Raw genomic sequence first — 26,124 nt, 5'->3', positions numbered from 1 at the left:
TCGCGCTGTCCGGGGTCGGTGGGGAGAGCCCAAAGGGGCGCTGATGGCTTCACCTTCCGGGGCCGTCGCCGTCTCACACATGTCTCACAGACTGCGTGTGAGACGGCGGACTCGGAGCCTTTGACCTGGACGTTGAGCGGTCCTACGGGCTCACACAAGCCCTGTGGGCCGCTTTCGACTGCACAATCATGTAGTGCCGGGGTGCGGGCGGCCGGGGCGCGTCGATCACGCTGGAGCGCAGTACTCCCGTACCGCGAAAGGCAGTTGTCGCGCCATGCCCCCACCGATTTGCACCCGCGGACCATCGACACTCTCCCCGGCGTCCCCGTCGTCGACATCACCGCCGTAGGACCCGGCCGTACCCCGATCCAGCAGCTCATGGAGCTGATGCGGGAGCATGGGCCGGTGCTCGTGCGGCGGTTGCACGGGCGGGACGCGCTGTTCGCCGCCGACCTGGACCTGGTGGCCGATCTCGCGGACGAGAAGCGGTTCGCCAAGCACGTCGGGCCCGCCCTGGAGAACGTGCGGGAGTTCGCCGCCGACGGGCTGTTCACGGCGTACAACGACGAATCGAACTGGGCCAGAGCGCACGACATCCTCATGCCCGCCTTCGCGCTCGGCTCGATGCGCACCTACCACCCCGTGATGCTGAAGGTGGCACAGCGGCTCATCGCGTCCTGGGACCGTGACGCCCGCGCCGGACGGCCTGTGAACGTCCCCGACGACATGACCCGCATGACCCTCGACACCATCGGGCTGGCCGGCTTCGGCTATGACTTCGGGTCCTTCGAGCGGGCCGAGCCGCATCCCTTCGTGGAGTCGATGGTGCGGTGCCTGGAGTGGAGCATGAACCGCCTGGCCCGCGTCCCGGGCCAGGACCACTCCGCGGCCGACGCGGCCTTCCGGGACGACGCCGCCTATCTCGCCCAGGTCGTCGACGACGTCATCGCCTCCCGCGCCGGCACCGACCAGCGTGACGCCGAGGACCTCCTCGGCCTCATGCTCTCCGCCGAGCACCCGCGGGACGGCAGCACCCTCGACGCCGCCAACATCCGCAACCAGGTCATCACCTTCCTGATCGCCGGCCACGAGACGACCTCCGGCGCGATGTCCTTCGCGCTGTACTGCCTCGCCAAGCACCCGACGGCACTCCAGCTCGTGCAGCGCGAGGTCGACGAGCTGTGGGGTGAGCGGACCGACCCCGAGCCGACGTACGACGAGGTCGGCAAGCTGACGTACACCCGCCAGGTCCTCAACGAGGCGCTGCGGCTGTGGCCCACGGCCGCCGCCTTCAGCCGGCATGCCCTTCAGGACACGATGCTCGGTGGCCGCATCCCGTTGCGTGCCGGGCAGTCCGTCACCGTCCTCGCCCCGATGCTGCACCGGCAGCCCGTCTGGGGCGACAACCCCGAGCTGTTCGACCCCACCCGCTTCACACCCGAGGCCGAGGCGGCGCGCTCGGTGCACGCCTTCAAGCCGTTCGGCACCGGTGAACGCGCCTGCATCGGGCGGCAGTTCGCGCTGCACGAGGCGACCATGCTGCTGGCGATGCTGGTCCACCGCTACCGGCTGCAGGACCACGCCGACTACCGCCTCACCATCAAGGAGACCCTCACCCTCAAGCCCGACGGCTTCACCCTGACCCTGGCCCCGCGCACGCCCGCCGACCGCGTCCACACTCCGCTGCCCGGCGCCGCCCCCGCGGCCACGCAGGCCGTGCTCGACACGGCTGCCCTCCCCGCCCGCGTCCGCCCCGGCACCAGCGCCTTGTTTCTGCACGGCAGCAACTACGGCACCTGCCGCGACTTCGCCGCCCAACTCGCCAACGAGGCCGCCGCGATCGGCTGCGAGACGCAGGTCGCGGCCCTCGACGACTACGCCGGTGCCCTGCCCACCGACCGCCCGGTCGTGATCACCGCCGCCTCCTACAACGGCCGCCCCACCGACGACGCCACTGCCTTCGCCGCCTGGCTGGAGGAGGCCGCCGACGCCACGGACATCACCTACGCGGTCCTCGGCGTCGGCGACCGCAACTGGGCCGCCACCTACCAGCACGTCCCGACCCGCTTCGACGACCGCCTCGCCGCACTCGGCGCCACCCGCCTGACCGACCGCGCCGCCGCCGACGCCTCCGGCGATCTGACCGGCGCGATACGGGACTTCACGGCCCGGCTCCGCACGGCGCTGCTGGAGCAGTACGGCGACCCGGACGCCACCGCCGCGGCCGAGGGTGAGCCCACGACGGCGTACGAGGTCCGTATCCTGACCGGTGGCCCCCTGGACGCCCTCGCCGAACGGCACGGCCTCGTCCCGATGACGGTCACCGAGGCCTACGACCTCACCGCACCCGGCCACCCCCGCCGCAGGCGCTTCGTCCGCCTCGCCCTCCCGGAAGGCGTCACCTACCGCACCGCCGACCACCTCACCGTGTTGCCCGCCAACGCGCCGGCCTTGGTCGAGCGAACCGCGGCCGCACTCGGCATCGACCTCGACACCGTCCTGGACATCCGGGCCACCCGCCCCCGCCGGGACGGCCTCTCGGTCGACCGGCCCCTGACGGTACGCCAACTCCTCACCCATCACGTCGAGTTGCAGGAGCGCCCGAGCGCCACCCAGCTGTCCACGCTTGCCGCCGCCAACCCGTGCCCGCCGGAGCGCATGGCGCTGGCGAACCTGACCGACGATCCGCGCACCCTCGTAGAGGTGATCGAGGACTTCCCGGCCCTGCAGGGCGCCCTGGACTGGCCGACGCTGCTCGACCTCCTCACCCCGCTGCGCCCCCGCCACTACTCCATCTCCTCCTCGCCCGCCCTCGACCCCGGCCACGCGGACCTGATGGTGTCCCTGCTGGAGGCACCGGCCCGCTCCGGTAAGGGCGGCCTCTACCGGGGCACCGGATCCGGACACCTCACGGCCGTCCAGCCCGGCGACACGGTGTATGCCCGGGTGCAGCCGTGCCGGGAGGTCTTCCGGATCGACGGCTCCGCACCGGTCGTCATGGTCGCGGCGGGCACGGGCCTCGCCCCGTTCCGCGGGGCCATCGCCGACCGTGCGGCGGCACGAGCTGCCGGCGCCGAACTGGCCCCCGGTCTCTGCTACTTCGGCTGCGACGCCCCCGACGCCGACTTCCTGCACGCCGAGGAACTGCGCGCCGCCGAGGCCGCCGGTGCGGTCTCGCTGCGCCCCGCCTTCAGCGCCGCCCCGCAGGACGGCGTGACCTTCGTCCAGCACCGCATCGCCGCCGAGGCCGACGAGGTCTGGGGGCTGCTCGGTGCGGGCGCGCGGGTGTATGTCTGCGGCGACGGTTCGAAAATGGCACCCGGGGTGCGGGAAGCGTTCCGTACCCTGTTCCGGGACCGCACGCCGGGCGCCGGTGAGGCGGCCGCCGAGCAGTGGCTCGACGGACTGGTGCGGGAGGGGCGTTACGTGGAGGACGTGTACGCCGCGGGCTGACACAGCGAGAACGGGGCGGTACGTTGACGGACTCCTGGAACTGGGCTCGGCGCGTACTGAAGGGCGCGCGCCTCGACCCCGGCCTGCTTGCCGGGGTCCGGCCCCTGAGCGGCGGCACGTACAACACCGTCGAGGAACTCCTCCTCATCGACGGCAGCCGCTACATCCTCAAGGTCCCGCCCGCGTCCACCGTCCCGGGCCTGCGCTACGAGCGCGGCCTGCTGACCTCCGAGGCGGAGTTCTACCGCGGGGCCGCCGGGGCCGGTGTCCAGGCGCCGCACGTCGTGGTGGTCGACGAGAAGGCCGCCGTACCGCATCTGCTGATGACGGCCTGCCCCGGCGAGCCCTGGAACGGCTCGCTCCCCGAAGCCGAAAGGGCCCCGCTGCGCCGGGAGCTGGGCCGTCAGGTGGCCCGTCTGCACACGGTGACCGGGCCGGGCTTCGGCTACCCCTCCGACGCCCTCGGCCCGCTCGCGCCCGACTGGCGGACCGCGTTCACCGCCATGACCGAGGCCGTCCTGGACGACGCCCGGGACTACGAGGCCCGGCTGCCCCGCTCCGCCGACCAGGTGGCGCGCATGCTCCGGCCCGCCTACCCCGCGCTCGACGAGGTCACGGTCCCCGCACTGGTCCACTTCGACCTGTGGGACGGGAACATCCTGCTGGACCGCACGGCAGACCAGGAACCCCGCATCGGCGGGCTCATCGACGGCGAGCGGATGTTCTGGGGCGACCCCCTCGCAGACTTCGTCTCCCTGGCACTGCTCGGGGACATCAGGAAGGACGAAGCGTTCCTGGCGGGCTACCGGGAGGCGGGCGGCCGGGCCGAGTTCGATGTCCCGGCCCGCCTGCGACTGGCCCTGTACCGCGCCTACCTCTACCTGATCATGCTCACCGAGACGGTCCCGCGAGCGGTCGACGTCGACGAGGAACGCTGGGTCCAGGCGGTGGTCGCGCCGGAACTCGTGGCAGCGCTGGACGAGATCGAGGAACTCGCCCAGACTGCTTAGATCTTGAGGGCCCGGGGAAGGGAGCCGCATGGCGGGGCGGAACGGGCGCACGGTACGGGACCTCAGACGCGGCAACCGTACGGCCGTACTGCAGCGCCTCTACTTCGACGGCCCCCTCAGCCGCTTCGAACTCGGCCCGGCGACCGGGCTCAGCTCCGGTTCCATCAGCAACGTCGTCGCCGAGCTGATCGCCGACGGCCTGGTCGAGGAGGCCGGCAGCGTCGACTCCGACGGCGGCCGCCCCCGCATCCTCCTGCGCGTGGCTCCCGGCAGCGGTCACATGATCGGCGTCGACGTCGGCGAGACCCGGGTGCGGATCGGGCTGTTCGACCTGACCCTGACCGAACTCGCCCGTGCCGAACGGCCTCTGGCGCAGCAGCGGTACGAGGTCGAAGGCATCGTCGGCCATGTGCGCGACGGCGTCGCCGAGGCGCTCGCGGCAGCCGGTATCGGGCCCGAGCGGCTCCTCGGCGTCGGCATCGGCGTCCCCGGGATCATCGAGCACACGCCGCGGCTCGGTGCCCTGGTGCACGGGCAGACGATCGGCTGGGACGCGGTACCGCTGGAGCAGCTCCTGCGTGACGGCTCCGAACTCCCGGACGCCGTCCCGTACTTCATCGACAACGGCGCCAGGACCCTCGGCCAGGCCGAGATGTGGTTCGGCGGCGGACGCGGCGCCCGCAGCGCGGTCGTCGTGCTGTTCGGCTCCGGCGTCGGCGCCTGTCTGGTCACGCCCGAGGCGGAGCACGGGCGGGCGGTGGAGTGGGGGCATCTGACGGTACGGGTCAGGGGGCGCCGCTGCCGCTGCGGAGCGCTCGGCTGCCTGGAGGCGTACGCGGGCGCCGAGTCGCTGCTGGGACGCTGGCGCGAGGAGGGCGGGAGCCTGCCGGAGGGCGCCGACGAGGAGACCGCGCTGGCCGCGATGCTGACCGGCGCCTATCCGCCCGAGGGCGGTGCGGCCGACCCGGTGGCGCTCGCCGTACTGGAGGAGACGGCCGAGTACGTGGGCGCGGGCCTGTCCGACCTGATCAACCTCTTCCAGCCCGAGCGCATCCTGATCGGCGGCTGGGCCGGTCTCCGGCTCGGCGCCCACCTCCTGCCCGTCGTACGCCGGCACGCGGCCGCGTACGCCCTGCGGCATCCGGCCGGGAAAGTCACCGTCGACCTGGGCAGGCTCGGCCCGGACGCGGTCACCGTCGGTGCCGCGATCCTGCCGCTCGCCGACTTCTTCGCACGCGGCGGCCGCCGCGCCGAGCCCGTCCCCGAGAGCCCGGCGCCCGCCTGGCGCACGGCCCTGGCGGAGCGGGTCGCGACCTGAGGTTTCGCAGGTGGTGGGAACGGTACTCGCGGGGCTCACGAACGACCTGGGACGACGCGAGGGAGGTGCACCATGGCCGACGACCGTCGTGCGACGCCGGACGAGAACGGCGAGCCCGTGCCGCGGGACCTGCCGGACCAGCAGGCGAACCCGGGCGAGGACCCGTGGGAGGTCGCCGTCGAGCCCGCGGACGACAGCACCGAAGCGGACGACGTCCCCGACACGGACGAGGCGGGCACGGGCCGGCAGGGTGCAGCCCGGTCCACCCGGAACATCCGGAGCCCGAGGAGCCGTCCGGCTGATCCGCCCTGACCTGGGCGGGGCGCGGGTCAGCCCACCTTGCGGCCCCGCATCGGCTCCGTCGGCGCTCCCTCGCCGCGCTGCAGGCATTGCAGGAACTCGTCCAGCACCTCGGGCGCCGTGCGCTGCGGGCGCCAGCCCAGTTCCGTACGCGCGCGCGTGCAGTCCATCAGCGGCAGTCTGAGCACCGCGTCGAACAGGTGTGGGGCTGTGTCAATATGCGGCTCCGCCGCGTGGGGGCAGCAGGTGCAGCCCCCACGCGGCGGCGATCGCCGAGCGGGCCGCCGTACGGGGGAGCCGGACCGGGCGGGCGCCGAGCATCTGGCCGAGCAGCCCCGCATCGACCGGGGGCTCCGCCGCGAGGTTGAACGCGCCGCGGACGTCGGACTTCACGGCCAGCTGATACGCCGAGGCCGCGTCGTCGGTGTGCAGGGCCTGCACCCGCAGTCCCGGGATGTCGGGCAGGAACGGCAGCAGCTCCGGGCGCGCCAGGGGCCCCGGCAGGAAGCGGCCGCCGAAGATACGGCGCTGCTCGCTCGCCGACTCCCGCTTGAACAGGAACGCCGGCCGCATCCGCACCACCCGCACCCTGGGGTGGGCCCGGTCGAAGGTGTCCAGCGTCCGCTCCAGGTAGGCCTTCTCCCGGCAGTACGCGGCGTCGGGCCAGCCGTGTGTCGGCCACGACTCGTCCACGGCGTGCTCCTTCGGCCCCGGCGAGTACGCGCCCACCGACGACGCGTGCACCAGTGTCGGCACCTTTGCCGCGGCCACCGCCTCGAAGACCCGGATGCCGCCCAGCACGTTCGTGCGCCAGGTCGTCGCCGGATCGTGCGTGGGCTGGAACGCCCAGGCCAGATGGATGACGGCGTCGGCACCTTCGAACATGGTCGCCAGGTCGGCCTGCACGGAGGCCAGGTCGACCGCCGCCCAGTCCGTCTTCGGCGGCGACCAGTCGGGCATCCGGCGGGCCAGCCCCAGCACGGAGCCGACCTCCGGATCCTCCGACAGGAGCCGCACCACACTCGTTCCGACGTTGCCCGTGGCACCGGTGACCACGATCCTGCGGGCCGCTTCGCTGCTCACCTGCGGCTCCTCCCGAAGACGGGGACGGGCGCCCGGGTACCCGTCCGCGGCGCGCGCACGCTCCGGGCCCCCTACACGGCGAACGCGTTCACACCGGTGAGCTCCGCCGACAGCGTCCACAGGCGGGCGGCCTGCTCCGGATCGATCGCCCAGTCCTTCACGCCGCGCATCGCGCCGTCCGCGGGGGCGGGCTCGGCCACTTCGCAGTCCTCCAGGTACAAGCCGCCCAGACCGGCCAGCTGAGGCGAGGTCGCCGCCCACACCTGCGTGGCGGCGCCCTGCTGCGGGGTCTTGAAGCCCTCGGGGTTCAACGGGGTGCCGTCCTCGTCGATCCAGCCGCGGTCCACCATCTCCTCCTTGGCCATGTGGCGCTGGAGCGGCGTGAGGATGGCGCCCGGGTGGAGGGCGAAGGCGCGGACGCCGGAGCCCTTGGCGAGCCTGTCCAGGTGAACGGCGAACAGCACGTTCGCGGTCTTGGCCTGCCCGTAGGCCGCCCACTTGTCGTAGGCCTGCTGCCAGTGAACGTCGTCCCAGCGGATGCCGGACAGGTGGTGGCCGCCCGAGGAAACGGAGACGACTCGCGCGCCGCCCGGCTCCAGGGCCGGCCACAGGCGGTTGACCAGGGCGAAGTGACCGAGGTGGTTCGTCGCGAACTGCGCCTCCCAGCCGGGTCCCACCCGGGTCTCGGGGCAGGCCATGATCCCGGCGTTGTCGATCACGAAGTCGACCGTGCGGCCCGAGTCGAGGAACCGCTCGGCGAAGGCGCGCACGCTCTCCAGGTCCCCGAGGTCGAGCGCGTCCACCTCGACACCGTCCAGCCCCTGGAGCGCTTCGCGCGCGGTGTCCGGACGCCGGGCGGGAACGACGACCCGCGCGCCGGCCTGGGTGAGGGCACGGGTGGTCTCCAGACCGAGCCCCGAGTAGCCGCCGGTGACGATCGCGAGCTTGCCGGACAGGTCGATGCCGCTGAGGACGTCGCCGGCGGTGCTGTGGGCGCCGAACCCCGAACCGATCTTGTGCTGTGCAGTGCTCATGTCCGGAACGCTATGAATGGGAGCGCGCTCGAAGTCAAGCCGACCCGTCAGGGCGCGCCCGCACAGAAGAAAGCCCCGACCGGGACGGGGGAATCACGGTCGGGGCGGTCTGTGGTGGGCGCGGATGGCGGTCGCCTCTCGGCGAAAGGCTCCACAGGGCTTCAGCCGAACGATCGTCCCTGTGGGCAAAAGGTGAAGCCCGGGGACACTGTCCCATCCGCACCCACGCGTTGTTCAACGGGCAACGACCATTCGGTGTTCCGGCACAGCGGGCGATTTCAGGTGATCTGCGTCACCCTCGCCGACCTGCGGGAACGGTCTCGCTCCACACGTTCTCGGCCTGCAGCAGCAGCGTCCCGAGAACCGTCGCCCGGGCCGCCCCCTGCCCGGCGTGCTCCCGCAGCCAGTCCTGCAGGTCCTCGTGCAGCCGAAGCATCGCGGCCTCGGTTCGACCGTCCGGACGGGCGGCACCGCCGGCCCCCAGCAGTCGGCGGCTCACCGTGTGGCAGGCGTCGCCGACCAGCTCCAGCAGCCGGGCGTACGTGTGCAGCGCCGGCCCGTCGGGGGGCAGAGGCGTACGGCCGTCGCCGGCCCGGGAGGACGCCGGACACCGCGCAGCGCTCCGGCGGTCAGCCGCAGGCTCTCCCGGCTCCAGGCACGCGCGGACCGCAGCGCCTCCAGACGGTGCTCCAGGCCCGCCGAGGCACTCGACCAGCCGGCCGCGCTCTGTGCGTTCCATTCGGTGTCCCGCAGGTCCCCGGCCACGCTGTGCAGGAGGTCCCCCGCCTCCTCCGCCAACGCCGCCAGGTGCTCCCGTACGTCCCGCAGATGGATCGGCGGCAGCACGAGCGCGTTGACGGCGACGCCGATCACCGCGCCGAGAGCCGCCTGCCCGACCCGGTGCCCGACCGCGGACGCCCCGGCGGCGCCCGTGGCGAGGGTGAACAGCGCGGTGGTCGCGCCGAAGACGCCCTGGTCGCCGAAGCGCAGCCAGTTGGCCAGCAGCATCAGCAGGGGTACTGACAGGGCCAGCGCGCCCAGGGTGCTCCCGGTGACCGCCGGCGCCGCGGACGCGAGCAGGGTCCCGGCACAGATCGCCGCGAACTGCTGCGCGGCCTGCAACAGTGAGCTGTACACGGTGGCCTGCACCAGGATCAGAGCGACCCAGGACGCCATCAGGGCCATCGGATCGCCCAGCCACACGCTCGCCACGAGCCAGGCGAGCAGCGCCGCAGCCGCCGCCTTGAGGGACTGCACGACCAGGTCCCGCTCCCGGCCCGGCCCCTGCCAGGCGGCCTTGTCGACGGCATGCCCTTCGAGCCGTAGCGCGTCGGCCACGCGGGCACCGAGCGCCCGTTGTCGTATCGATTCCGCCGTCCGGGAGCCCCGCCGTGCAGGCCGACGCCCCGCATCCGTCACACGCGTCATCCGGTGTGCGTGTCCGCGTAGACCGCCTGCGCGCCCGCGTCCAGCAGGTCGGCGCGGGGGATGCCGCCGCACAGGACGCCCACACAGCGCACGCCGGCTCGGGTCCCGGCCTGCATGTCCCACACGGTGTCGCCGACGAAGACCGCGCGCTCGGCGGGCACCCCGGCCAGTTCCAGGGCGTGCTCCACGGGCTCCGGTGCGGGCTTGCCCTCCTCGACGTCGTCGGCGCTCGCGGTGGCGGTGATCGCGTCGTCCGCGGAGATCGCCCGGCGCAGCGCGGACAGCTCCGCGCCCCCGGCCGAGGTCGCGAGGACGACTTGCCAGCCGTTGCGGTCCAGTGGGGCAGCCGGTCGAAGTACTGCCCGTACACGGCCGAGGAGGTGGGCGATCAGGTCGGTCGAGCCGAGTCCGACGGCCCGGTGGACGGCGTGCATCGGCACCGGGTGTCCGGCCTGCCGGAAGGCTTCCCACCACGTCGTCACGTGGAGGTGATTGGTGTCGACGAGGGTTCCGTCGACGTCGAACACCGCCGTCCGTTGCATGTACCGCCCCTTTCCAGCGCGGGTCGTTCCTCTCGCGCCGCACGAGTACCACGTCAGGCGCCCGCCACTCGGGTCGGTGTCCGGCCCTCTTGGGTCCAGGCCAGCAGTTCCTCCAGGCTCCAGGTGGTCACCACCCTCTCGGCAGGCACCCCGCACTCCTCCGCCCGGGCGCACCCGAGGATCTGCCAGTCCAGCTGACCGGGCGCGTGCGCGTCGGTGTCGATCGAGAACAGCACGCCCGCGTCGGCGGCCCTGCGCAGCAGCCGGCGCGGCGGGTCCAGCCGTTCCGGACGGCTGTTGATCTCCACCGCCGTGCCCGACTCGGCGCACGCGGCGAACACCTCCTCCGCATCGAACTCCGACTCGGGCCGACCCCGCCCGGCCACCAGCCTCCCCGTGCAGTGCCCCAGAACGTCCGCGTGCGGATTGCGTACGGCGCTCACCATGCGCCGCGTCATCGCGGGGGCCTCCATGCGCAGCTTGGAGTGCACGGACACCACCACGACGTCCAGACGTTCCAGCAGCTCCGGTTCCTGGTCCAGCGAGCCGTCCTCGAGGATGTCGCACTCGATGCCGGTGAGCAGCCGGAACGGAGCCCAGGTCTCGTTCAGCTCCGCCACCACCTCCAGCTGCTCGCGCAGTCGGTCGGCCGACAGCCCGCGGGCGACGGTCAGCCGGGGGGAGTGGTCGGTCAGTGCCGCCCACTCATGTCCGAGCCCGGCCGCCGTCCGCCCCATCTCCTCGATCGGGCTGCCGCCGTCCGACCAGTCGGAGTGCAGATGACAGTCCCCGCGCAGCAGTGCCCGCAGTCGCCCGCCGGCCCGGGCGTCGGACCCGGTGGCCTCCTCGGCCTCGCCCTCCAGCTTCTCCAGATAGCCCGGCGTCCCACCCGCCAGCGCCTCCCGGACCACCTGGGCCGTCTTCGGGCCGACGCCCTTGAGCGACTCCAGCGACCCGCCCGCCGCCCGCTCGCGCACCTCGTCCTCGGGCAGCCGGGCCAGCACGTGGGCCGCCGTCCGGAAGGCACGGACGCGGTACGTCGGCGCCAGGGCCCGCTCCAGCAGGAAGGCGATCCGCTCCAGGGCCTCGACGGGGTCCATCGCCACCTCCTCCTCCAGAGTTCCCCAGGCTCACCGGGGCCGCACGACGGGCGGCCGATTCGATGCCCCGGCCCGAAGGATCCGTTGACGCGGGTTGCGCTCTACGCTCTATGCATGACCGAAATCGCGAGCCCGCACATTTCACATCCGCGGATCATGGTGCTCGGGGTTCAACCGGGCACGCCGCCGTTCCGCATCCTGGAGATCGACGGTGAGGTCGTCGGTCAGGCGAAGACCGTGACCGACGTCCTGGAGGCCGCCGCCGCCTTCGGCATCAAGATCCACGACCTCGACGACCCGGACGTGGTCCGCTGGGTCGGCGGGGACAAGTTCACCTGGCACCACCACTAGACGGCCGGGTCAGCCGACCGTCCATTTCTGGTTGCCGCCGCCCGTGCAGGTCCAGATCTGCAGCCGCGTACTGTTGGCCGGGTTGTTGCCGGTCACGTCGAGGCACTTGTCGGCCTGCGGGTTGACGATGTCGCGCGCCGCGGAGACGGCCCATCTCTGGTTCGGGCCGCCGGTGCACTCCCACAGCTGGACGGTCGAGCCGTCCGCCGTGCCGTTGCCCGTCACGTCCAGGCACTTGCCGAGCGCGCGGAGCGTGCCGTCGGCGCCCACGGTCCACTGCTGGGCGGCGGACCCGTTGCAGTCGTAGAGCTGCACGGGCGTGCCGCCTGCGGGGTTCGCCCCGGCCACGTCCACGCACTTGCCGGCCAGCCCCCTGATGGCGACACCAGCGGCCGAGTCGCCGGTGGTCACCGAGACGTGGTCCACCACCAGCTGCTGCGGAAAGACCGTGGATCCGTCCGGATCGCCGGGCCAGTAGCCGCCGACCGCGAGGTTCAGGATCAGGAAGAACGGCTTGTTGAACACCCAGGTCCGCCCGCCCAGGTCGGCGGGCGTGCGCCGCTGGTAGACGTTGCCGTCCACGGACCAGGTGATCGAGTCGGGCGCCCAGTCGACGGCGAAGGTGTGGAAGGCGTCGGCGAAGGCCTGCCCGTTCGGGAGGGAGTAGGCGGCCCCTATGCCGCCCGACCCGGAGTAGCCGGGACCGTGGAGAGTGCCGTGCACGGTCGAGGGCTCGAAGCCGACGTTCTCCATAATGTCGATCTCGCCCGAGTCCGGCCAGTTCACCGGTGTGCCGAGCATCCAGAACGCGGGCCACATGCCCTGCCCGCGCGGCACCTTCAGCCGCGCCTCGACATGCCCGTACTGTGCGGTGAACTTCCCGGCGGTGTTCAGCCGGGCGGACGTGTACTGACAAGTGCCGTACCAGCACTGGTAGTTGACCGGATTCTCGCGCCGGGCCGTGATCACCAGGTGGCCCTGGCCGTCCAGGGCCGCGTTCTTGTTGCCCGAGGTGTAGTACTGCCGCTCATGGTTGTTGACGTTGTCGCCGGTCTCGATCTGCCACTTCGACGAGTCGACCGCGACACCGGCGGGCCCGTCGAAGCTGTCGGAGAACGTCACCGCGGCGGCCGTGACATCCGGCGGTTCCGCCTGAGCGGGTCGGATCGCGGCGGACGCGACCAGGACGGCCGGCAGAGCGGCGAGGAGACACGTGCGGAGCAGGCGTGGGGCGGCCATCATGCTCCCTTCCGTACGACGACCCGGTGGACGGGTACGCCGAGCGAGGTGGGGGGTGAAGGTGTCGCCACTTGATTTAAGGAGTGAGATAAGGGGTCGTCAATACTTTGGTACAGACCAGAAGTTGAGCGTGCGTGCTCCTCCCGGCACGGCATGATTCGTCCGCTGCCGAAGTGTTCGGTTTCTAGGCTTCTCGCCATGAACGCCGCACACATCGGTGAGCTCCTCGCCGTCCTGGGCGCAGGCATCGCCGCCGGTGCCGTCAACGCCGTCGTCGGCTCGGGGACGCTGATCACCTATCCGGTCCTGCTCGCGACCGGCCTGCCGCCCGTCACCGCCACGGTCTCGAACGCGCTCGGCCTGATCCCCGGCTCGATCAGCGGAGCCATCGGATATCGCGCGGAACTCCGTGGCCGGCGCCGGCGCCTCCTGAAGTGGGGCGCCGGCGCCCTGCTCGGCGGACTCACCGGCGCCACGCTGCTGCTGGCCCTGCCCGCCTCGGCGTTCGAACGGATCGTGCCGGCCCTGGTGGGGCTCGCCCTCGTACTGGTCGTTCTCCAGCCGCTGATCACCGCGAAACTGCGCGGTCGCCGGGCACGCAAGGGGCGGTCCGTACGTCCCGACGGTGGCCCTCTGCTGCTTGCCGGGCTGACCCTGGCCAGCGTCTACGGCGGCTACTTCTCGGCCGCCCAGGGCATCATCTACGTCGCCCTGATGGGCATGCTCCTCGACGACGACCTGCAACGCCTCACCGCCGCCAAGAACGTGCTCGTCGCCGTGGTCAACTCCGTCGCCGCGCTGTTCTTCCTCGTCTTCGCTGACTTCGACTGGGCAGCCGTTGCTCTCCTCGCGATCGGGTCCGCAGTCGGCGGCCATCTCGGGGCCACGACAGGCCGCCGCCTGCGCCCTTCCGTTCTGCGCGCGCTCATCGTGGTGGTCGGCACGGTGGCCATTGCCCAGTTGGTGCTGCGCTAGGGCCTGTCCGGCGGATCAGGCCGGCTGCAAGAAACAGTGCAGACCGGCCGAGCCGAGCGGTGCCAGGCACCGCGACGCCGGCATGATCCGCCGGACAGGCCCTAGGCCTTGGTGCCGCGTCAGGCCTTGTCGGAGCGCGGCCCCCGGGCGTGCACCGCGCGGCTCAGTCGCCGGCCCAGCAGGAGGTAGCCGATCAGGGCCCCGGTGGTGTTGAGGATGACGTCGTCGATGTCGAAGGCGCGCCCCGTCACCAGCGCACCCTGCGCGCACTCGACGAGAAGCATGACGGTCGCCGTCAGCAGAAGAACGCGCAGGACGCCACGCGTCCGTGGTGCGACGACGGGGACCAGGATGCCGAACGGGACGCCCAGCAGCAGATTCCCGCCGATCTGCCGGACGGCGTCGCGCAGTTCGGGCTGGTCCAGATAGGCCCGCAGGGAGCGGCCCGGGTGGAGGTTGGTGTGGGTCAGGGCCTCCGAGGCGGGGGAGGGCTGCAGGGTGAGTTTCGCCAGGACGACGGCGAAGGCGACCATGAACGCGAACGCGCACAGCATCGCCAGGAGCCGGGCGAGGAAGCGCAGGGCGTGCTGCTTGGGGCGCGGGGCGCGCCGGGACTTGGCGGCGCGCTCGGACTTGGCCCTGCCTGTGGGCTTCGTGCCGCGCGACGATTTGGCGCCGCCCGCCGACTTGGCGGCGCCTGGGGTCTTGGAAGTGCCGGGGCGTATCGCGGCACGCGAACGTGGGGTTCCACGGGCCATGCGGTCCTCCAGTCTTCAACTTCCCTTTGTAGTAAGGGGATTACCCCGCCAACCCGGTGAAATGCCGCCTGCGCCGCTCCCGGTCACGGCCGTCCATGGTTTCCCTTCATGCTGTCGGGGCACTCCGGCCAAGGACCCGCGCGTGCCGCCGCCTCTGTCACCCGGGGTGGTGTTTGGATGACGCGGAACCGAAGTAACGGAAATAACGGACTCTGGCCCGCGGAGGTGGCGTATGGACCGGCGTACGACGCTTCCCGCCGCGGCCGAGTTCCTGGCCTGGCGGGCCGCGCACGCCGTGAACGAGGCCGGGTCCGGCGGCGCCGTGGTGGCCGCGCCGCACTGGAGCCCGGCCGGTGTGCTGCTGGACCTCGCCTCGACCGCGCTGGCCCTGGGCCTGGCGGCCCTGGCCGTCACCCGGCCGGGTCTCCTCACCGCCCCGGACCGCGCACGGCCGCTACGGCGCCTGCAGTCCGGGCACGTCGGGGACTACGTGGCCTGGGTGCTGGTGGGCGCCGCCGTGCTCGGCGCGCCGGCCCTGCCGGGCCTGCTGTCGTAGGGGAGTCGCAGGGGCTCAGGCCCCGTACGTCACCTTCACCTCCTTGAAGCCGAGGGAGTGGAGCAGCCCTTCGAGCATGTCGGTGGTGTTGGTCTCGGCACGCGCGGTCAGCCTGCTCTCCTTGGCCGCGTCGCCGATGTGCTTCACCGCCAGTTTCTGGACGGCCTGTTCGCTGTTGGGGTTGTCCGAGAAGAGATCGCCGAGGCGGTCGAGGAGACCGCGCTCCTTGGACACGGCGTAGGAGCGGTCGGGGTCCAGGGACGGTTTGCCGAGGGCGGCGTGCGGGAGACGGAGTGTGGCGGACGTACGGTCGTCGTTGACCGTGACGTCGTTCTCACCGACCTTTCCGAGGTCGACATAGGCGTCCACGGTGCCCGCGCCGACGTACAGCGTGCGGGTGCCGCGGATCGCGTCGGGCAGGAACTTGGCGTCCTTCTCCAGATCCACGACGATCTGGAAATTGCCGGAGGCGGCGTCGTAGCGGCTCATGTCCTGGATGGACTGGAGCAGTGCGGGACCCGAACGGTCGTTGGTCTCGGTGCCGAACAGGTCCTTGAGGCCGGGGATCACGCTCAGCCGGATCCCGGCGAAGAAGACGACGAGCACCAGGATCAGGGCGCTGACCACCTTCGCCCAGCCGGGCATGCGCTTGTTGATGCGCTTGATGGGAGTCGTCATGGCGACGGCCCTCCTTCCCTGTTCAACCAAGTACCCCCAAATCCCTTGCCGGACCTGTCTGTTGGCCGATTGCTGCCCCTGACTGGGGCAGGGACGGCGCATTAGCGTGGGAAACCGCCCGTACCGGCGCGTCTGGAGACCCGGATGAGCGCAGACAACACGCCCCGGCCTCGTGACCCGGTACGCCGAGGTGCGGCAGGTGCTCATGGACCCCCGGTTCAACAGGAGTTCGCTGCACGCGGCGGACGCCCCGCCCCTGCTCGTCGTACCGAACCTGCTCGACTCACCCGACGGGCTCCTCAACCAGGACGGCACCGCCCACCAGCTGCTGCGCGGTCCACGTGCTCCAGCCCCATCAGGCGGCAGATCACCGAGACGGGCAGCGGCCGGGTGAACCCCTCGATGATGTCGGCGGGAGCGCATCCGGCACTGAGCCGACCACGCCCTGTCCGGCGGCGCCCACAGCGCCGAGGAAGTCGGCCTGGCCATGCGGGAGTTCGGTGAGTTCGCCGGTCAGCTGGTGGCCGAGCGGCGGACGGCACCCGGCGACGACCTGGTGAGCGGGCTGGTCGCGGCGGGCGACGAGCTCGGCATCGACGAGCGCCGCCTGGTCACCCTGGTCTGCGGACTGGTCGTCGCCGGACACGAGACCACCATGACGGCCCTCGGCAACGCCGTCGTCCACCTCCTCACCGACGGACAGGCCGCCTGGCCGGGGCTCGCCAAGGACGCGGAGGCGGCGGCCACCGCGGCCGAACAGCTGCTGCGCACCATCCCGCTCAGCGAGGGCCGTGTCCTGCCCGGCCTGATCCGCCGCGCCGTCGAGGACACCGAGGTGGGAGGCGTGCTGATCCCGGCGGGCAGCGTGGTCGCCGTCCGGACCAACTCGGCCGGCCGCGACCCCGAGGTCTTCCCGCCCGGCGATCCCGACCTCTTCGCACCCCTGGCCTCGCCCAGCATCGCCTTCGGCGCCGGACCCCACCACTGCCTGGGCGCCTGGCTCGCCCGCCTGGAACTCGAACCCGCCCTGCACCGCCTCGCCGCCCGCTTCCCACGCCTGCGCGCCGAGTTCACACCCGAGACCATCGAGTGGCGGGAGGGGCAGATGACGCGGAGCCCCCTCCGGTTGCCCGTGTCCTGGTGAGGCCATCACCGCACGTCCACGCCTTGGCGTGAGCCGCAACGTTTCTGCCGAGGTCAGTAGCATGATTCCGCCACCCGTAATGATCATGCGAGGAGCGGTTCGTGCGAGAGATCGCCGTGTTCAGCGGTAGTGCCCACCCCGAACTGGCGGCGGAGGTCTGCGCTCACCTGGGGGTGCCGCTCAGCCCCACCCGGGTCAGCCGGTTCGCCAACGACTGCCTGGAGGTGCAGCTGCAGGCCAACTGCCGGGAACGGGACGTCTTCCTGATCCAGCCGCTGGTCCGGCCGGTCCAGGAGCACCTGGTCGAGCTGCTGCTCATGTGCGACGCCGCACGCGGGGCGTCCGCGAGTCGGATCACCGTCGTCATGCCGCACTACTCCTACGCCCGCTCCGACAAGAAGGACGCGCCCCGCATCTCCCTCGGCGGCCGGCTCGTCGCCGACCTGATGGTGGCGGCCGGCGCGAGCCGCGTCCTCGCCATGACGCTGCACTCGCCCCAGGTGCACGGCTTCTTCACGGTGCCGGTCGACCACCTGCACGCGCTGCGCGAACTCGCCGCGCACTTCCGGCAGTACGACCTCTCCCGTACGACCGTCGTCTCGCCCGACCTGGGCAACGCCAAGGAGGCGGCCGCGTTCGCGCGGCTGATCGGCGCCAAGGTCGCCGCGGGCGCCAAGCAGCGGTTCGCGGACGACCGGGTCAGCATCAGCTCGGTGATCGGTGACGTCGCCGGGCGGGACGTCATCGTCCTGGACGACGAGATCGCCAAGGGCAGTACCGTCCTCGAACTCCTCGACCGGCTACGTGAGTTGGGTCCGCGGTCGATCCGCGTCGCCTGTACGCACGGCCTGTTCGCGTCCGGCGCGCTGAAGCGGATCGGCGAGCAGCCCGACGTACTGGAGATCGTGTGCACCAACACGGTGCCGGTCGCACAGGAGGAGCGCACCGAGAAGCTGCGGATCCTGTCCATCGCCCCCGCGCTCGCCGAGGCCGTGCGCCGCATTCACAACGGGGAGTCCGTCAGCGCCCTGTTCGACGCGCCGGGAACCGAATAGACAGGAAGGAGCGGAGCAAGGCTCGGCATCACCCGGATGCTCGGCTCGGCATCATCGGTTGCTCAGGAGGGCTCGCCATGGCGAAGGCGAAGTTCGAACGGACCAAGCCGCATGTGAACATCGGGACCATCGGTCACATCGACCATGGGAAGACCACGCTCACGGCGGCCATCACGAAGGTGCTGCACGACAGGTATCCCGACCTGAACCCGTTCACGCCGTTCGACATGATCGACAAGGCTCCTGAGGAGCGGCAGCGCGGAATCACCATCTCCATCGCGCACGTCGAGTACCAGACGGAGCGCCGGCACTACGCGCACGTCGACTGCCCGGGGCACGCCGACTACATCAAGAACATGATCACCGGCGCGGCCCAGATGGACGGCGCGATCCTGGTCGTCGCCGCCACCGACGGGCCGATGCCGCAGACCAAGGAACACGTGCTGCTCGCCCGGCAGGTGGGCGTGCCGTACATCGTCGTCGCGCTCAACAAGACCGACATGGTGGACGACGAGGAGATCCTGGAGCTCGTCGAGCTGGAAGTGCGCGAGCTGCTGACGGAGTACGAGTTCCCGGGCGACGACGTCCCGGTCGTCAAGGTCTCCGCGCTCAGGGCCCTGGAAGGGGACCCGGAGTGGGCCCGGTCGGTGCTCGATCTGCTGGAGGCCGTCGACACGGCCGTCCCGGAGCCGGAGCGTGATGTCGACAGGCCGTTCCTGATGCCGATCGAGGACGTGTTCACGATCACCGGCCGGGGCACGGTCGTCACCGGCCGGATCGAGCGCGGCAGGGTGCTGGTGAACAGCGAGGTCGAGATCATCGGCATCCACGACCAGAAGACGAAGACCACCGTCACCGGCATCGAGATGTTCCGCAAGCTCCTCGACGAGGGCCGGGCCGGGGAGAACGTCGGGCTGCTGCTGCGGGGTGTGAAGCGGGAGGACGACGAGCGCGGGCAGGTCGTCATCAAGCCCGGGTCGGTCACCCCGCACACGGAGTTCGAGGCGCAGGCATACATCTTGTCGAAGGACGAGGGCGGACGGCACACGCCGTTCTTCCAGAACTACCGTCCCCAGTTCTACTTCCGCACGACGGACGTGACGGGCGTGGTCACCCTGCCGAAGGGCACAGAGATGGTCATGCCGGGCGACAACACCGGCATGCACGTCCAGCTGATCCAGCCCATCGCCATGGAAGAAGGGCTGAAGTTCGCCATCCGCGAGGGCGGCCGGACGGTGGGGGCCGGTCAGGTCACCAAGATCCTGAAGTAGGGGGCAGCAGGAGGGCTCGACAGGAGCCTCATAACGTGCCGGACGTGGCCTCGGGCCGGCCCAGGGCCGCGTCCGGCGTCGGATGCGGGGGCAGCAGCCGGGACAGCCCGGTGATCCGCAGGACCCGCAGGGTGAGCGGGTGGGTGCAGACGAGGTGCAGCTGTCCGCCGTGGTCGAGTGTCCGGGCGCGGGCCCGGTACAGCAGGCGCAGTCCGGAGCAGTCGAAGAACTCGACCCTCCTGAGGTCGATCACGATCCGGGCGCCGGGGTGGGTCGTCACCCGGTCCAGGTACGGCGCTATCTCCACCGCGGCGGCGATGTCGATCTCGCCGCGGAACTCCAGCACCGTGTGGCCCCGGTGCCGGTGGACGCGCAGATGCCGACTGAACGGCGCAGGATCCTGCTGCACGACGACATCGCCTCCGACCTGCTCACTAGCGACGGGTGCTCAAATCCAGTACCCGCACTGCAAGTTACCCTCGATCGAGCGAATTTGAGCATGTTCGATTGACATATGTCTTTGAATTGCGACAGAGGCGTCGCGAGATGAACGGGGCGTGGCTACGACAGCGCGTGCCAGGCCTTCGTGAGTGCCTGGCGGAACTGCTCGGCCTGATGGGCCGTGAGGTCCCGCACCATCCGCTCCTCCAGCTCCCGCACGGACTCCTCGTGCCCTGCGAGCAGCTCGCGCCCCGCGTCGGTCAGCAGGATCAGCAGCTCCCGGCGATTGCGCGGGTTGCGCTCCCGGCGGATGAGCCCGCGGCTCTCCAGGCTGCGCACCAGATCGGCGATCGACTGCGCCGTGACGAACGAGTCGCGGGCCAGCTGCGCGGCCGACAGTCCGTCGTGTCGCTGGAGCACGGTGAGCGCGGTGTACTGCAGTGCCGTGATCCCGGACGGCTTGACCAGCTCGTCGAGGTGGGAGCGCACGACGAGCTCCACCTGCTTCACCATGTAGAGAAGCGACGGAGGTGCCTTGGCTGCCTGGGTGTCGAGCATGAGTTCACCCTAGAGCATTGACAGGAAACCTGTCTGTAATGAGACTGCGAACACGCAGGAATCCTGTTAGTTGAAATCTTGGCGATGAGGCTGAGGAGTGGTGATGACCACCTTCGAGATCGAACCCGGTCGGTTGTTCATCGGGGGCCAGTGGCGTGAGGCCGCCGACGGAGCGCGCACCGAGGTGGTCGACCCGTCCCGCGGCGCGGTGGTCACGACCGTCGCGGACGCCGGTGCCGCCGACGTGGACGCGGCCGTGCGCGCCGCGCGGGAGGCCTTCGACGACGGCGCCTGGTCCGGGCTGAGCGGCCGTGAGCGGGGCAGGGTGTTGCACCGGGTCGCCGAGCTGATCCGGGAGAACGCCGACACCATCGCCGAGCTGGAGAGCCGCGACGTCGGCAAGCCGATCACGCTCGCCCACGCCGTCGACGTCACCAACGCGGCCAACGACTACGAGCACTTCGCCGCCCTCGCCCACTCCCTGGACGGCTCCCTCCGGGACACGCCCATGAACGCCCTCGCCTATGTCCGGCGTCGGCCGATCGGTGTGGTCGCGGCGATCACGCCGTACAACTTCCCGCTGATCCTGGCCGGTTCGAAGATCGCCCCGGCGCTCGCGGCGGGCAACACGGTGGTGCACAAGCCGGCCGAGGAGACCCCGCTCAGCGCCCTGTACATGGCCGAGCTCGTCAAGCGGGCCGGTGTCCCCGACGGCGTGGTCAACGTCGTCACCGGCGGCCCCGCGGCCGGCGAGGCACTGCTGCGGCACTCCGGTGTGGACAAGGTCGCCTTCACCGGGTCGACCTCGGTCGGCCGGAAGGTGGCGGGCATCGCCGGTGAGGCGCTCAAGCCCGTGACCATGGAGCTCGGCGGTAACGCGGCCCACCTCGTCTTCGAGGACGCCGACCTGGAGAAGGCCGTCGGCGCGGTCATCAAGGGGTTCGTCTTCAACACCGGGCAGTTCTGCATGGGCGGGCCGCGGCTGCTGGTGGCGCGCCCGGTCTACAGCACACTGCTCGGCATCCTCGCCGACGCCGTGCCCGGCGTTCCGGTCGGCGACCCGCGGGGGCCCGAGACCGTCGTCGGCCCGATGGCGGGGGAGCGGCACCTGCGCAAGGTCGAGGAGTACGTCGACCTGGCCCGCAAGGAGGGCGGCCGCATCGTCTGCGGCGGTGAGCGGCTCGACCTCGACGGCGGCTACTACTACAAGCCCACCGTGATCGCCGACCTGCCGAACGACTCCCGGGTGATCCAGGAGGAGATCTTCGGCCCGGTCCTCACCGTCCAGCCCTTCGACTCCGAGGACGAGGCCGTCGAGCTCGCCAACTCCACGCCGTACGGTCTGGCCTCCGGCGTCCAGACCGGCAACCTGGCCCGCGCCCACCGCGTCGCCGACCGGCTCCAGGCCGGCATCGTCTGGGTCAACGACTGGGCGATGCTCGACCCCGCGGTCCCCTTCGGCGGCGTCAAGGACTCCGGCTTCGGCCGCGAGTACGGGCCCGAGGCGCTGGACGCCTACTCCACGACCAAGTCCGTCGTCGTCTCGCTCGACTGAGCGCACTGCCAAGGAGATTCGCCAGATGTCCATCCCCACCCGTGCCGCCGTCGTCGAGTCCGGCGGAGCACCCTTCACCCTCTCCGACATCGAGCTCGACGAGCCCGGCCCGCACGAGGCCGTCGTCCGCATGGTGGCGGCCGGCCTGTGCCACACGGACCTCGGCGTGGCGAGCGGCGGACTGCCCTTCCCCCTCCCCGGCGTCCTCGGCCACGAGGGTGCGGGCGTAGTCGAGGCCGTCGGCCCGTCCGTCACCGGCGTCGCGCCGGGCGACCACGTCGTACTGTCCTTCACCTCCTGCGGCGACTGCCGCAACTGCCGGGGCGGACACCCGGCGTACTGCGCGACCTGGCTGCCGCTGAACCTCATCGGCGGCCGCCGGGCCGACGGCAGCAGCACGATCAGCCGGGGCGGCGAGGAGCTCGGCGGTCACTTCTTCGGGCAGTCCTCCTTCGCCGAGCGGGCGCTGGTGGACGAGCGCAGCCTCGTGAAGGTCGACCCCGACGTGCCGCTGGAGTCGATCGCCCCGCTGGGCTGCGGCGTGCAGACCGGAGTCGGCGCCGTCTGGAACGTCCTGAAGCCGGTCACCGGCAGCACGGTCGTCGTCCTCGGCGCCGGAGCCGTCGGCCTGTCCGCGGTCATGGCCGCCGCCCTCACCCCCGCCACCAACATCGTCGCCGTCGACCGGGTCGGCGAACGCCTGTCCCTGGCCAAGGAGTTGGGCGCCACCCACACCGTCAACGCTGCCGAGACCGACCTCGCCGAGGCGCTCGCCGGGATCACCGGCGGCCAGGGCGCCGACGGCGTCGTGGAGACCACGGGCAACGTCGGCGTCCTGCGCCAGGGCGTCGACGCGCTCGCCGCCCGCGGCACCCTGGTCGTCGTCGGCGCCCCGCCGTTCGGCACCGAAGTCGCCCTGGACGTCAACGGGTTGCTCGGAGGCAAGCAGGTCGTCGGTCTCACCCTGGGCGACGCCGAGACGCAGAACTTCATCCCGGCGCTGGTCCGCCTGGTGAAGGAGGGGCGGCTCCCGCTGCACCGCCTGATCAGCACCTATCCGTTCGCGGACATCGACCAGGCGGTACGGGACATGGGTGCGGGCAAGGCGATCAAGCCCGTGCTGACGTTCTGACCCCGGTCGGGATCAGTCCATCACGAGGACGAGCTTCCCCGTCGTCCGGCCGGTGTCGCCCAGCGCGTGTGCCTCGGCGGCATCGGCCAGCGGGAAGGTACCGGCGATCTCGGCGCGCAGCCCGCCCGCCTGGACCAGCTCCGCGATCGCCGTCATGCCGCTGTGTGACGCGTCGACGAGCATCCGCAGCGCCCGGACACCGAGCCGCTCGGCCTCCTCGTAGAAGTCGTCCGAACCGACCGGCAGGATCGATACGACGAGTCCGCCCGGTCGCAGCACACGCAGGGAGCGCGTCGAGTAGTCGCCGCCGATCGTGTCCAGGACGACGTCGATGTCCTTGACGGCCTCGGTGAAGTCGGTCTCCCGGTAGTCGATCGCCTCGTCCACGCCGATTCCGCGCAGGAACTCGTGCTTGCTCGCGCTCGCCGTGCCGATCACATACGCGCCCCGTGCCTTCGCGATCTGCACGGCCACGTGCCCGACCCCGCCGGCGGCGGCGTGGATCAGCACCCGCTGCCCGGGCCGGAGGTCGGCGTACTCGACCAGGGCCTGCCACGCGGTGAGGGAGACCAGCGGCAGCGCGCCCGCCTGAATGTGGTCGATCGAGGCCGGCTTGTGCACGAAGGTGCGCGCCGGCGCGGTGACGTACTCGGCGTGCGAGCCGTGGCCGAACGGGTACGACAGCATCCCGAAGACCTCGTCGCCGGGCTTGAACCGGGCGACGCCGATCCCGACGGCCTCGACCACGCCGGAGACGTCCCAGCCCAGGACGAAGGGCGGCTCGCCCAGGAAACCGCCTGTCGCGCGGTGCTTCCAATCGGTCGGGTTGACGCCGGCGGCGCGGACGCGCACCAGCACCTCGTTCGTGCGCGGCGTCGGGCGCTGCAGTTCCACTTCCTTGAGGACCTCGGGACTGCCGAGAACGTCCTGGCTGATGGCTCGCATCGTGTTCACAGTGCTCATGGTCCAACAGCCTGCCGGGAGCCGCCGCGCAGGAAAATGGCACGATTGCCAACCTTCGATAGGATCGTGCCATGAGTGACGAGCGACGCGGTGAACGGCACGTGGAACGGGTCGTGGTGCTGGCCCTGGACGGCGTCTACCCCTTCGAGCTCGGCATACCCAGCCGGATCTTCGGCGCGGCCGACGGCCGGTACGAGGTGCTGACCTGCAGCGTCGACGGCCGGCCGGTGCGCAGCAACGCGGACTTCACGATCGGCGTGCGGCACGGCCCGGAGATCCTCGCCACGGCCGACACCGTGGTGGTCGCCTCCATGGCGGCCCCGTACATCCCCACGGAGCTGACCGCCGAGATCGCCGACGCACTCGCGCTGATCCGCCCGGACGCCCGCATCGTGTCGATCTGCACCGCCGCCTTCGTCCTCGCCGCGGCGGGCCTCCTCGACGGCCGCAGGGCCACCACGCACTGGCAGGTGACCGAACCGTTCCGGCGCCGCTACCCGCACGTCGACCTCGACCCGGACGTCCTCTTCGTCCACGACGGCCGGATCCTCACCTCGGCCGGCGCCGCCTCCGGCGTCGACGTCTGCCTGCACATCGTCCGCACCGACCACGGCCACGAGCTCGCCAACGCGGTGGCCCGGCGCTGCGTCGTGCCCCCCTTCCGGGACGGCGGCCAGGCCCAGTACATCGAGCAGCCGGTCCCGGAGAGCGAAGCCGTGAGCACCGCCGCCACCCGCGCCTGGGCCCTGGAACGCCTCGACGAACCCCTCACTCTGGCCGACCTCGCCGCCCACGCCCGGATGAGCCTGCGCACCTTCGCCCGCCGCTTCAACGACGAGGTCGGCCTCAGCCCCGGCCGCTGGCTGATCCAGCAGCGCGTCGCCCGCGCCCGGCATCTGCTGGAGTCCAGCGACCTGTCGGTGGACCAGATCGCCGGCCAGGTCGGCTTCGCCACGGGAGCCTCCCTGCGTCAGCATCTGCATGCCGCGATCGGGGTGTCGCCGCAGGCGTACCGGCGCACGTTCCAGGCGGCGGCCGCCAGGTAGGCGCGCGCCAGGTCGAGGCGAACGTTCCTGCCCACCGCCGCGTCGAAGGGTCAAGACAGCACGGTGAACAGGGGGGGCAGGAATGCGCAGAGGGCTTGTGGCAGTGGCGGTGCTGGTGGCGACCGCGGTCGTGGGATGCGGTACCGAGGAGGAGAGCGCGGTCGTCGAGGGCACACCGGCGGCCACGCCGTACGACGGACCGCTGTACGTGCCCGTCCGGAACCTCGACGAGGAGGGTCCGCGGGCGACCCGCATCGAGTCGGGCGCCGCCGGCCGGGCACTGGAGTGCGACGGGGAGATCTACTCGGGTGGCGGCAGCGAACCGTGGAGCGAGGGGGACGGCGGATCCACGCCCGAGGGCGGCCTCAAGACGTACTTCGAGATCGAGCAGCCCGACGTGCCGCGGTCCGGATACCGCGTGGAGCGCGAGGAGGGCGGCCGGGTCCTGTTCTCCTACGACGTCGACGGGCGGACCAAGGTGGCGGTCGTCGTGGCCAAGGACCGCAAGAACCGCCCCGGTTGGGGCCCGGAGACCAGCGCCTCCTGCGACCCCGCCGAACTCCCCGAGAGCTTCACGGCCACCAAGGAGTACGAGATCTGGACGGACAGGGACGGCCACCGCGTGCCGATCACCGAGGTCAGCAGCTCCGTCGGATCGGCCCACTGTGACTGGCAGCAGGCGCACTTCCTCGAACTCGGCGCGTACCAGGACCGCAAGCTGTACGCCCGCGATCCCGACGGTGTCCTCGAACCCGGCATGCTGAACGACGCGTACGACGGCGACGTACCCATGCCCGAAGGCGCGCACGATACCGGATACCGGCTCGGTGACCGGCAGTTGTGGCTGACCGAAGACACGTCTACGGCGTACGTCCGCACCCCCGACGGCGTCGAGGCCTGGCCTCGGGTGAAGGACGGCATGGGCTGCAGGTGAACCCCACGTGAACCTGGGCGTCGTTTTCTCCGACTGTGCAGGTCAGTAAAGGCATTTGTCGATGTTTGTGCTCTTGGCTGAGAGTGATGGAACCCTCACTTCCGCCAAGCCGTCAGGTTGATCCTTTTGCGTTCGAACCCGATAAGCTCCCGTTCGGCGCTGCGAGTTGACTCGGTCGCGATCGGTCATCTCGTGGTGCG

At 71.4% G+C, this 26,124-nt stretch carries 23 protein-coding genes and 3 pseudogenes; 15 read left to right on the top strand and 11 right to left on the bottom strand.

All coding sequences use genetic code 11. The annotated features are described in order from the left end of the window. The first annotated feature begins 288 nt into the window (after positions 1 to 288). From ADL12_RS10660 to ADL12_RS10645, 4 genes and pseudogenes are all read left to right on the top strand, one after another. Entirely contained in the window at positions 289 to 3,453 is a 3,165-nt protein-coding gene (locus ADL12_RS10660; RefSeq protein WP_062700917.1) for a cytochrome P450, read from the top strand. Positions 3,454 to 3,476: 23 nt separating this feature from the next. After that, positions 3,477 to 4,463, top strand: coding sequence for a phosphotransferase family protein (locus ADL12_RS10655; RefSeq protein ID WP_062700915.1), 987 nt, complete (start codon positions 3,477 to 3,479; stop codon positions 4,461 to 4,463). Positions 4,464 to 4,491: 28 nt separating this feature from the next. Further along, positions 4,492 to 5,781 (top strand): ROK family transcriptional regulator, encoded by a 1,290-nt coding sequence (locus ADL12_RS10650; RefSeq protein ID WP_062700913.1) that lies wholly within the window; start codon positions 4,492 to 4,494, stop codon positions 5,779 to 5,781. Between the two features lie 72 nt (positions 5,782 to 5,853). Beyond that, positions 5,854 to 6,083 (top strand): annotated as a pseudogene (locus tag ADL12_RS10645) (hypothetical protein). 27 nt (positions 6,084 to 6,110) lie between these two features. Here ADL12_RS10645 and ADL12_RS10640 read toward each other — a convergent pair. The 5 genes and pseudogenes from ADL12_RS10640 to ADL12_RS10620 all read right to left on the bottom strand — a co-directional run bounded on the left by ADL12_RS10640 (position 6,111) and on the right by ADL12_RS10620 (position 11,268). Then, positions 6,111 to 7,164: pseudogene (locus ADL12_RS10640) on the bottom strand (SDR family oxidoreductase). A gap of 71 nt (positions 7,165 to 7,235) precedes the next feature. After that, positions 7,236 to 8,198, bottom strand: a complete 963-nt coding sequence (locus tag ADL12_RS10635; protein ID WP_062700911.1) for an SDR family NAD(P)-dependent oxidoreductase — start codon at positions 8,196 to 8,198, stop codon at positions 7,236 to 7,238. A gap of 292 nt (positions 8,199 to 8,490) precedes the next feature. Beyond that, positions 8,491 to 9,626 (bottom strand): annotated as a pseudogene (locus tag ADL12_RS10630) (FUSC family protein). After that, positions 9,623 to 10,168: an HAD family hydrolase gene (locus ADL12_RS10625; RefSeq protein ID WP_062700909.1), complete on the bottom strand. Its 546-nt coding sequence runs from the start codon at positions 10,166 to 10,168 to the stop codon at positions 9,623 to 9,625. The pseudogene ADL12_RS10630 and the gene ADL12_RS10625 overlap by 4 nt, the downstream one beginning before the upstream one ends. A 53-nt stretch (positions 10,169 to 10,221) precedes the next feature. Beyond that, complete coding sequence (locus ADL12_RS10620; RefSeq protein WP_062700907.1) at positions 10,222 to 11,268, bottom strand: PHP domain-containing protein; 1,047 nt, start codon at positions 11,266 to 11,268, stop codon at positions 10,222 to 10,224. A gap of 114 nt (positions 11,269 to 11,382) precedes the next feature. Here ADL12_RS10620 and ADL12_RS10615 point away from each other — a divergent pair, with 114 nt between their 5' ends. Further along, on the top strand, positions 11,383 to 11,619 hold the full coding sequence (locus ADL12_RS10615; RefSeq protein WP_062700905.1) for a hypothetical protein: 237 nt from the start codon (positions 11,383 to 11,385) through the stop codon (positions 11,617 to 11,619). 9 nt (positions 11,620 to 11,628) lie between these two features. On the opposite strand, the gene ADL12_RS10610 is transcribed toward ADL12_RS10615, so the two are convergent. Continuing rightward, positions 11,629 to 12,858, bottom strand: a complete 1,230-nt coding sequence (locus ADL12_RS10610) for a ricin-type beta-trefoil lectin domain protein (RefSeq protein WP_062701037.1) — start codon at positions 12,856 to 12,858, stop codon at positions 11,629 to 11,631. Positions 12,859 to 13,056: 198 nt separating this feature from the next. Here ADL12_RS10610 and ADL12_RS10605 point away from each other — a divergent pair, with 198 nt between their 5' ends. Then, positions 13,057 to 13,833, top strand: a complete 777-nt coding sequence (locus ADL12_RS10605) for a sulfite exporter TauE/SafE family protein (protein ID WP_062700903.1) — start codon at positions 13,057 to 13,059, stop codon at positions 13,831 to 13,833. Positions 13,834 to 13,952: 119 nt separating this feature from the next. On the opposite strand, the gene ADL12_RS10600 is transcribed toward ADL12_RS10605, so the two are convergent. Beyond that, positions 13,953 to 14,591, bottom strand: coding sequence for a VanZ family protein (locus ADL12_RS10600; RefSeq protein WP_107119879.1), 639 nt, complete (start codon positions 14,589 to 14,591; stop codon positions 13,953 to 13,955). Positions 14,592 to 14,823: 232 nt separating this feature from the next. Between ADL12_RS10600 and ADL12_RS10595 the strand changes: the two genes are divergently transcribed. Then, on the top strand, positions 14,824 to 15,147 hold the full coding sequence (locus ADL12_RS10595) for a hypothetical protein (RefSeq protein WP_062700901.1): 324 nt from the start codon (positions 14,824 to 14,826) through the stop codon (positions 15,145 to 15,147). 15 nt (positions 15,148 to 15,162) lie between these two features. On the opposite strand, the gene ADL12_RS10590 is transcribed toward ADL12_RS10595, so the two are convergent. After that, positions 15,163 to 15,825: a DUF4230 domain-containing protein gene (locus ADL12_RS10590; RefSeq protein WP_062700899.1), complete on the bottom strand. Its 663-nt coding sequence runs from the start codon at positions 15,823 to 15,825 to the stop codon at positions 15,163 to 15,165. Between the two features lie 172 nt (positions 15,826 to 15,997). On the opposite strand from ADL12_RS10590, the gene ADL12_RS56335 reads away from it, so the two are divergent. The 4 genes from ADL12_RS56335 (at position 15,998) to tuf (ending at position 19,295) form a co-directional block, all read left to right on the top strand. Further along, a complete protein-coding gene (locus ADL12_RS56335; protein ID WP_062700898.1) occupies positions 15,998 to 16,219 on the top strand; it encodes a hypothetical protein in 222 nt (73 codons plus the stop codon). A 93-nt stretch (positions 16,220 to 16,312) separates the two neighbouring features. Next, the gene (locus ADL12_RS10580; protein WP_062700896.1) at positions 16,313 to 16,969 is read left to right on the top strand and encodes a cytochrome P450; all 657 of its coding nucleotides are present in this window, start codon (positions 16,313 to 16,315) and stop codon (positions 16,967 to 16,969) included. Between the two features lie 101 nt (positions 16,970 to 17,070). Continuing rightward, complete coding sequence (locus ADL12_RS10575; RefSeq protein WP_062700894.1) at positions 17,071 to 18,024, top strand: ribose-phosphate diphosphokinase; 954 nt, start codon at positions 17,071 to 17,073, stop codon at positions 18,022 to 18,024. Positions 18,025 to 18,101: 77 nt separating this feature from the next. Beyond that, positions 18,102 to 19,295 (top strand): elongation factor Tu, encoded by a 1,194-nt coding sequence (gene tuf / locus ADL12_RS10570; protein WP_062700892.1) that lies wholly within the window; start codon positions 18,102 to 18,104, stop codon positions 19,293 to 19,295. A 28-nt stretch (positions 19,296 to 19,323) separates the two neighbouring features. On the opposite strand, the gene ADL12_RS10565 is transcribed toward tuf, so the two are convergent. Beyond that, on the bottom strand, positions 19,324 to 19,704 hold the full coding sequence (locus ADL12_RS10565; RefSeq protein ID WP_062700890.1) for an anti-sigma factor antagonist: 381 nt from the start codon (positions 19,702 to 19,704) through the stop codon (positions 19,324 to 19,326). A 152-nt stretch (positions 19,705 to 19,856) separates the two neighbouring features. Then, positions 19,857 to 20,294: a MarR family winged helix-turn-helix transcriptional regulator gene (locus ADL12_RS10560; RefSeq protein ID WP_062700888.1), complete on the bottom strand. Its 438-nt coding sequence runs from the start codon at positions 20,292 to 20,294 to the stop codon at positions 19,857 to 19,859. Between the two features lie 103 nt (positions 20,295 to 20,397). On the opposite strand from ADL12_RS10560, the gene ADL12_RS10555 reads away from it, so the two are divergent. Further along, positions 20,398 to 21,849 carry an aldehyde dehydrogenase family protein gene (locus ADL12_RS10555; protein ID WP_062701033.1) on the top strand — a complete coding sequence of 484 codons (1,452 nt, stop codon included), beginning with the start codon at positions 20,398 to 20,400 and terminating at the stop codon, positions 21,847 to 21,849. 25 nt (positions 21,850 to 21,874) lie between these two features. Continuing rightward, the gene (locus tag ADL12_RS10550; RefSeq protein WP_062700886.1) at positions 21,875 to 22,981 is read left to right on the top strand and encodes an NAD(P)-dependent alcohol dehydrogenase; all 1,107 of its coding nucleotides are present in this window, start codon (positions 21,875 to 21,877) and stop codon (positions 22,979 to 22,981) included. Positions 22,982 to 22,993: 12 nt separating this feature from the next. On the opposite strand, the gene ADL12_RS10545 is transcribed toward ADL12_RS10550, so the two are convergent. Next, the gene (locus ADL12_RS10545; protein ID WP_062700884.1) at positions 22,994 to 23,944 is read right to left on the bottom strand and encodes an NADP-dependent oxidoreductase; all 951 of its coding nucleotides are present in this window, start codon (positions 23,942 to 23,944) and stop codon (positions 22,994 to 22,996) included. Between the two features lie 71 nt (positions 23,945 to 24,015). Here ADL12_RS10545 and ADL12_RS10540 point away from each other — a divergent pair, with 71 nt between their 5' ends. After that, positions 24,016 to 24,990 carry a GlxA family transcriptional regulator gene (locus ADL12_RS10540; RefSeq protein WP_062700883.1) on the top strand — a complete coding sequence of 325 codons (975 nt, stop codon included), beginning with the start codon at positions 24,016 to 24,018 and terminating at the stop codon, positions 24,988 to 24,990. An 82-nt stretch (positions 24,991 to 25,072) separates the two neighbouring features. Then, positions 25,073 to 25,924 (top strand): hypothetical protein, encoded by an 852-nt coding sequence (locus tag ADL12_RS10535; protein WP_062700881.1) that lies wholly within the window; start codon positions 25,073 to 25,075, stop codon positions 25,922 to 25,924. The last annotated feature ends 200 nt before the right edge of the window (positions 25,925 to 26,124 follow it).

This window comes from Streptomyces regalis (assembly GCF_001509475.1).
Lineage (GTDB): Bacteria > Actinomycetota > Actinomycetes > Streptomycetales > Streptomycetaceae > Streptomyces > Streptomyces regalis.
The sequence above is the reverse complement of the archived record's forward strand: the minus strand, read 5'-3'. Positions and strand labels throughout refer to the sequence as shown.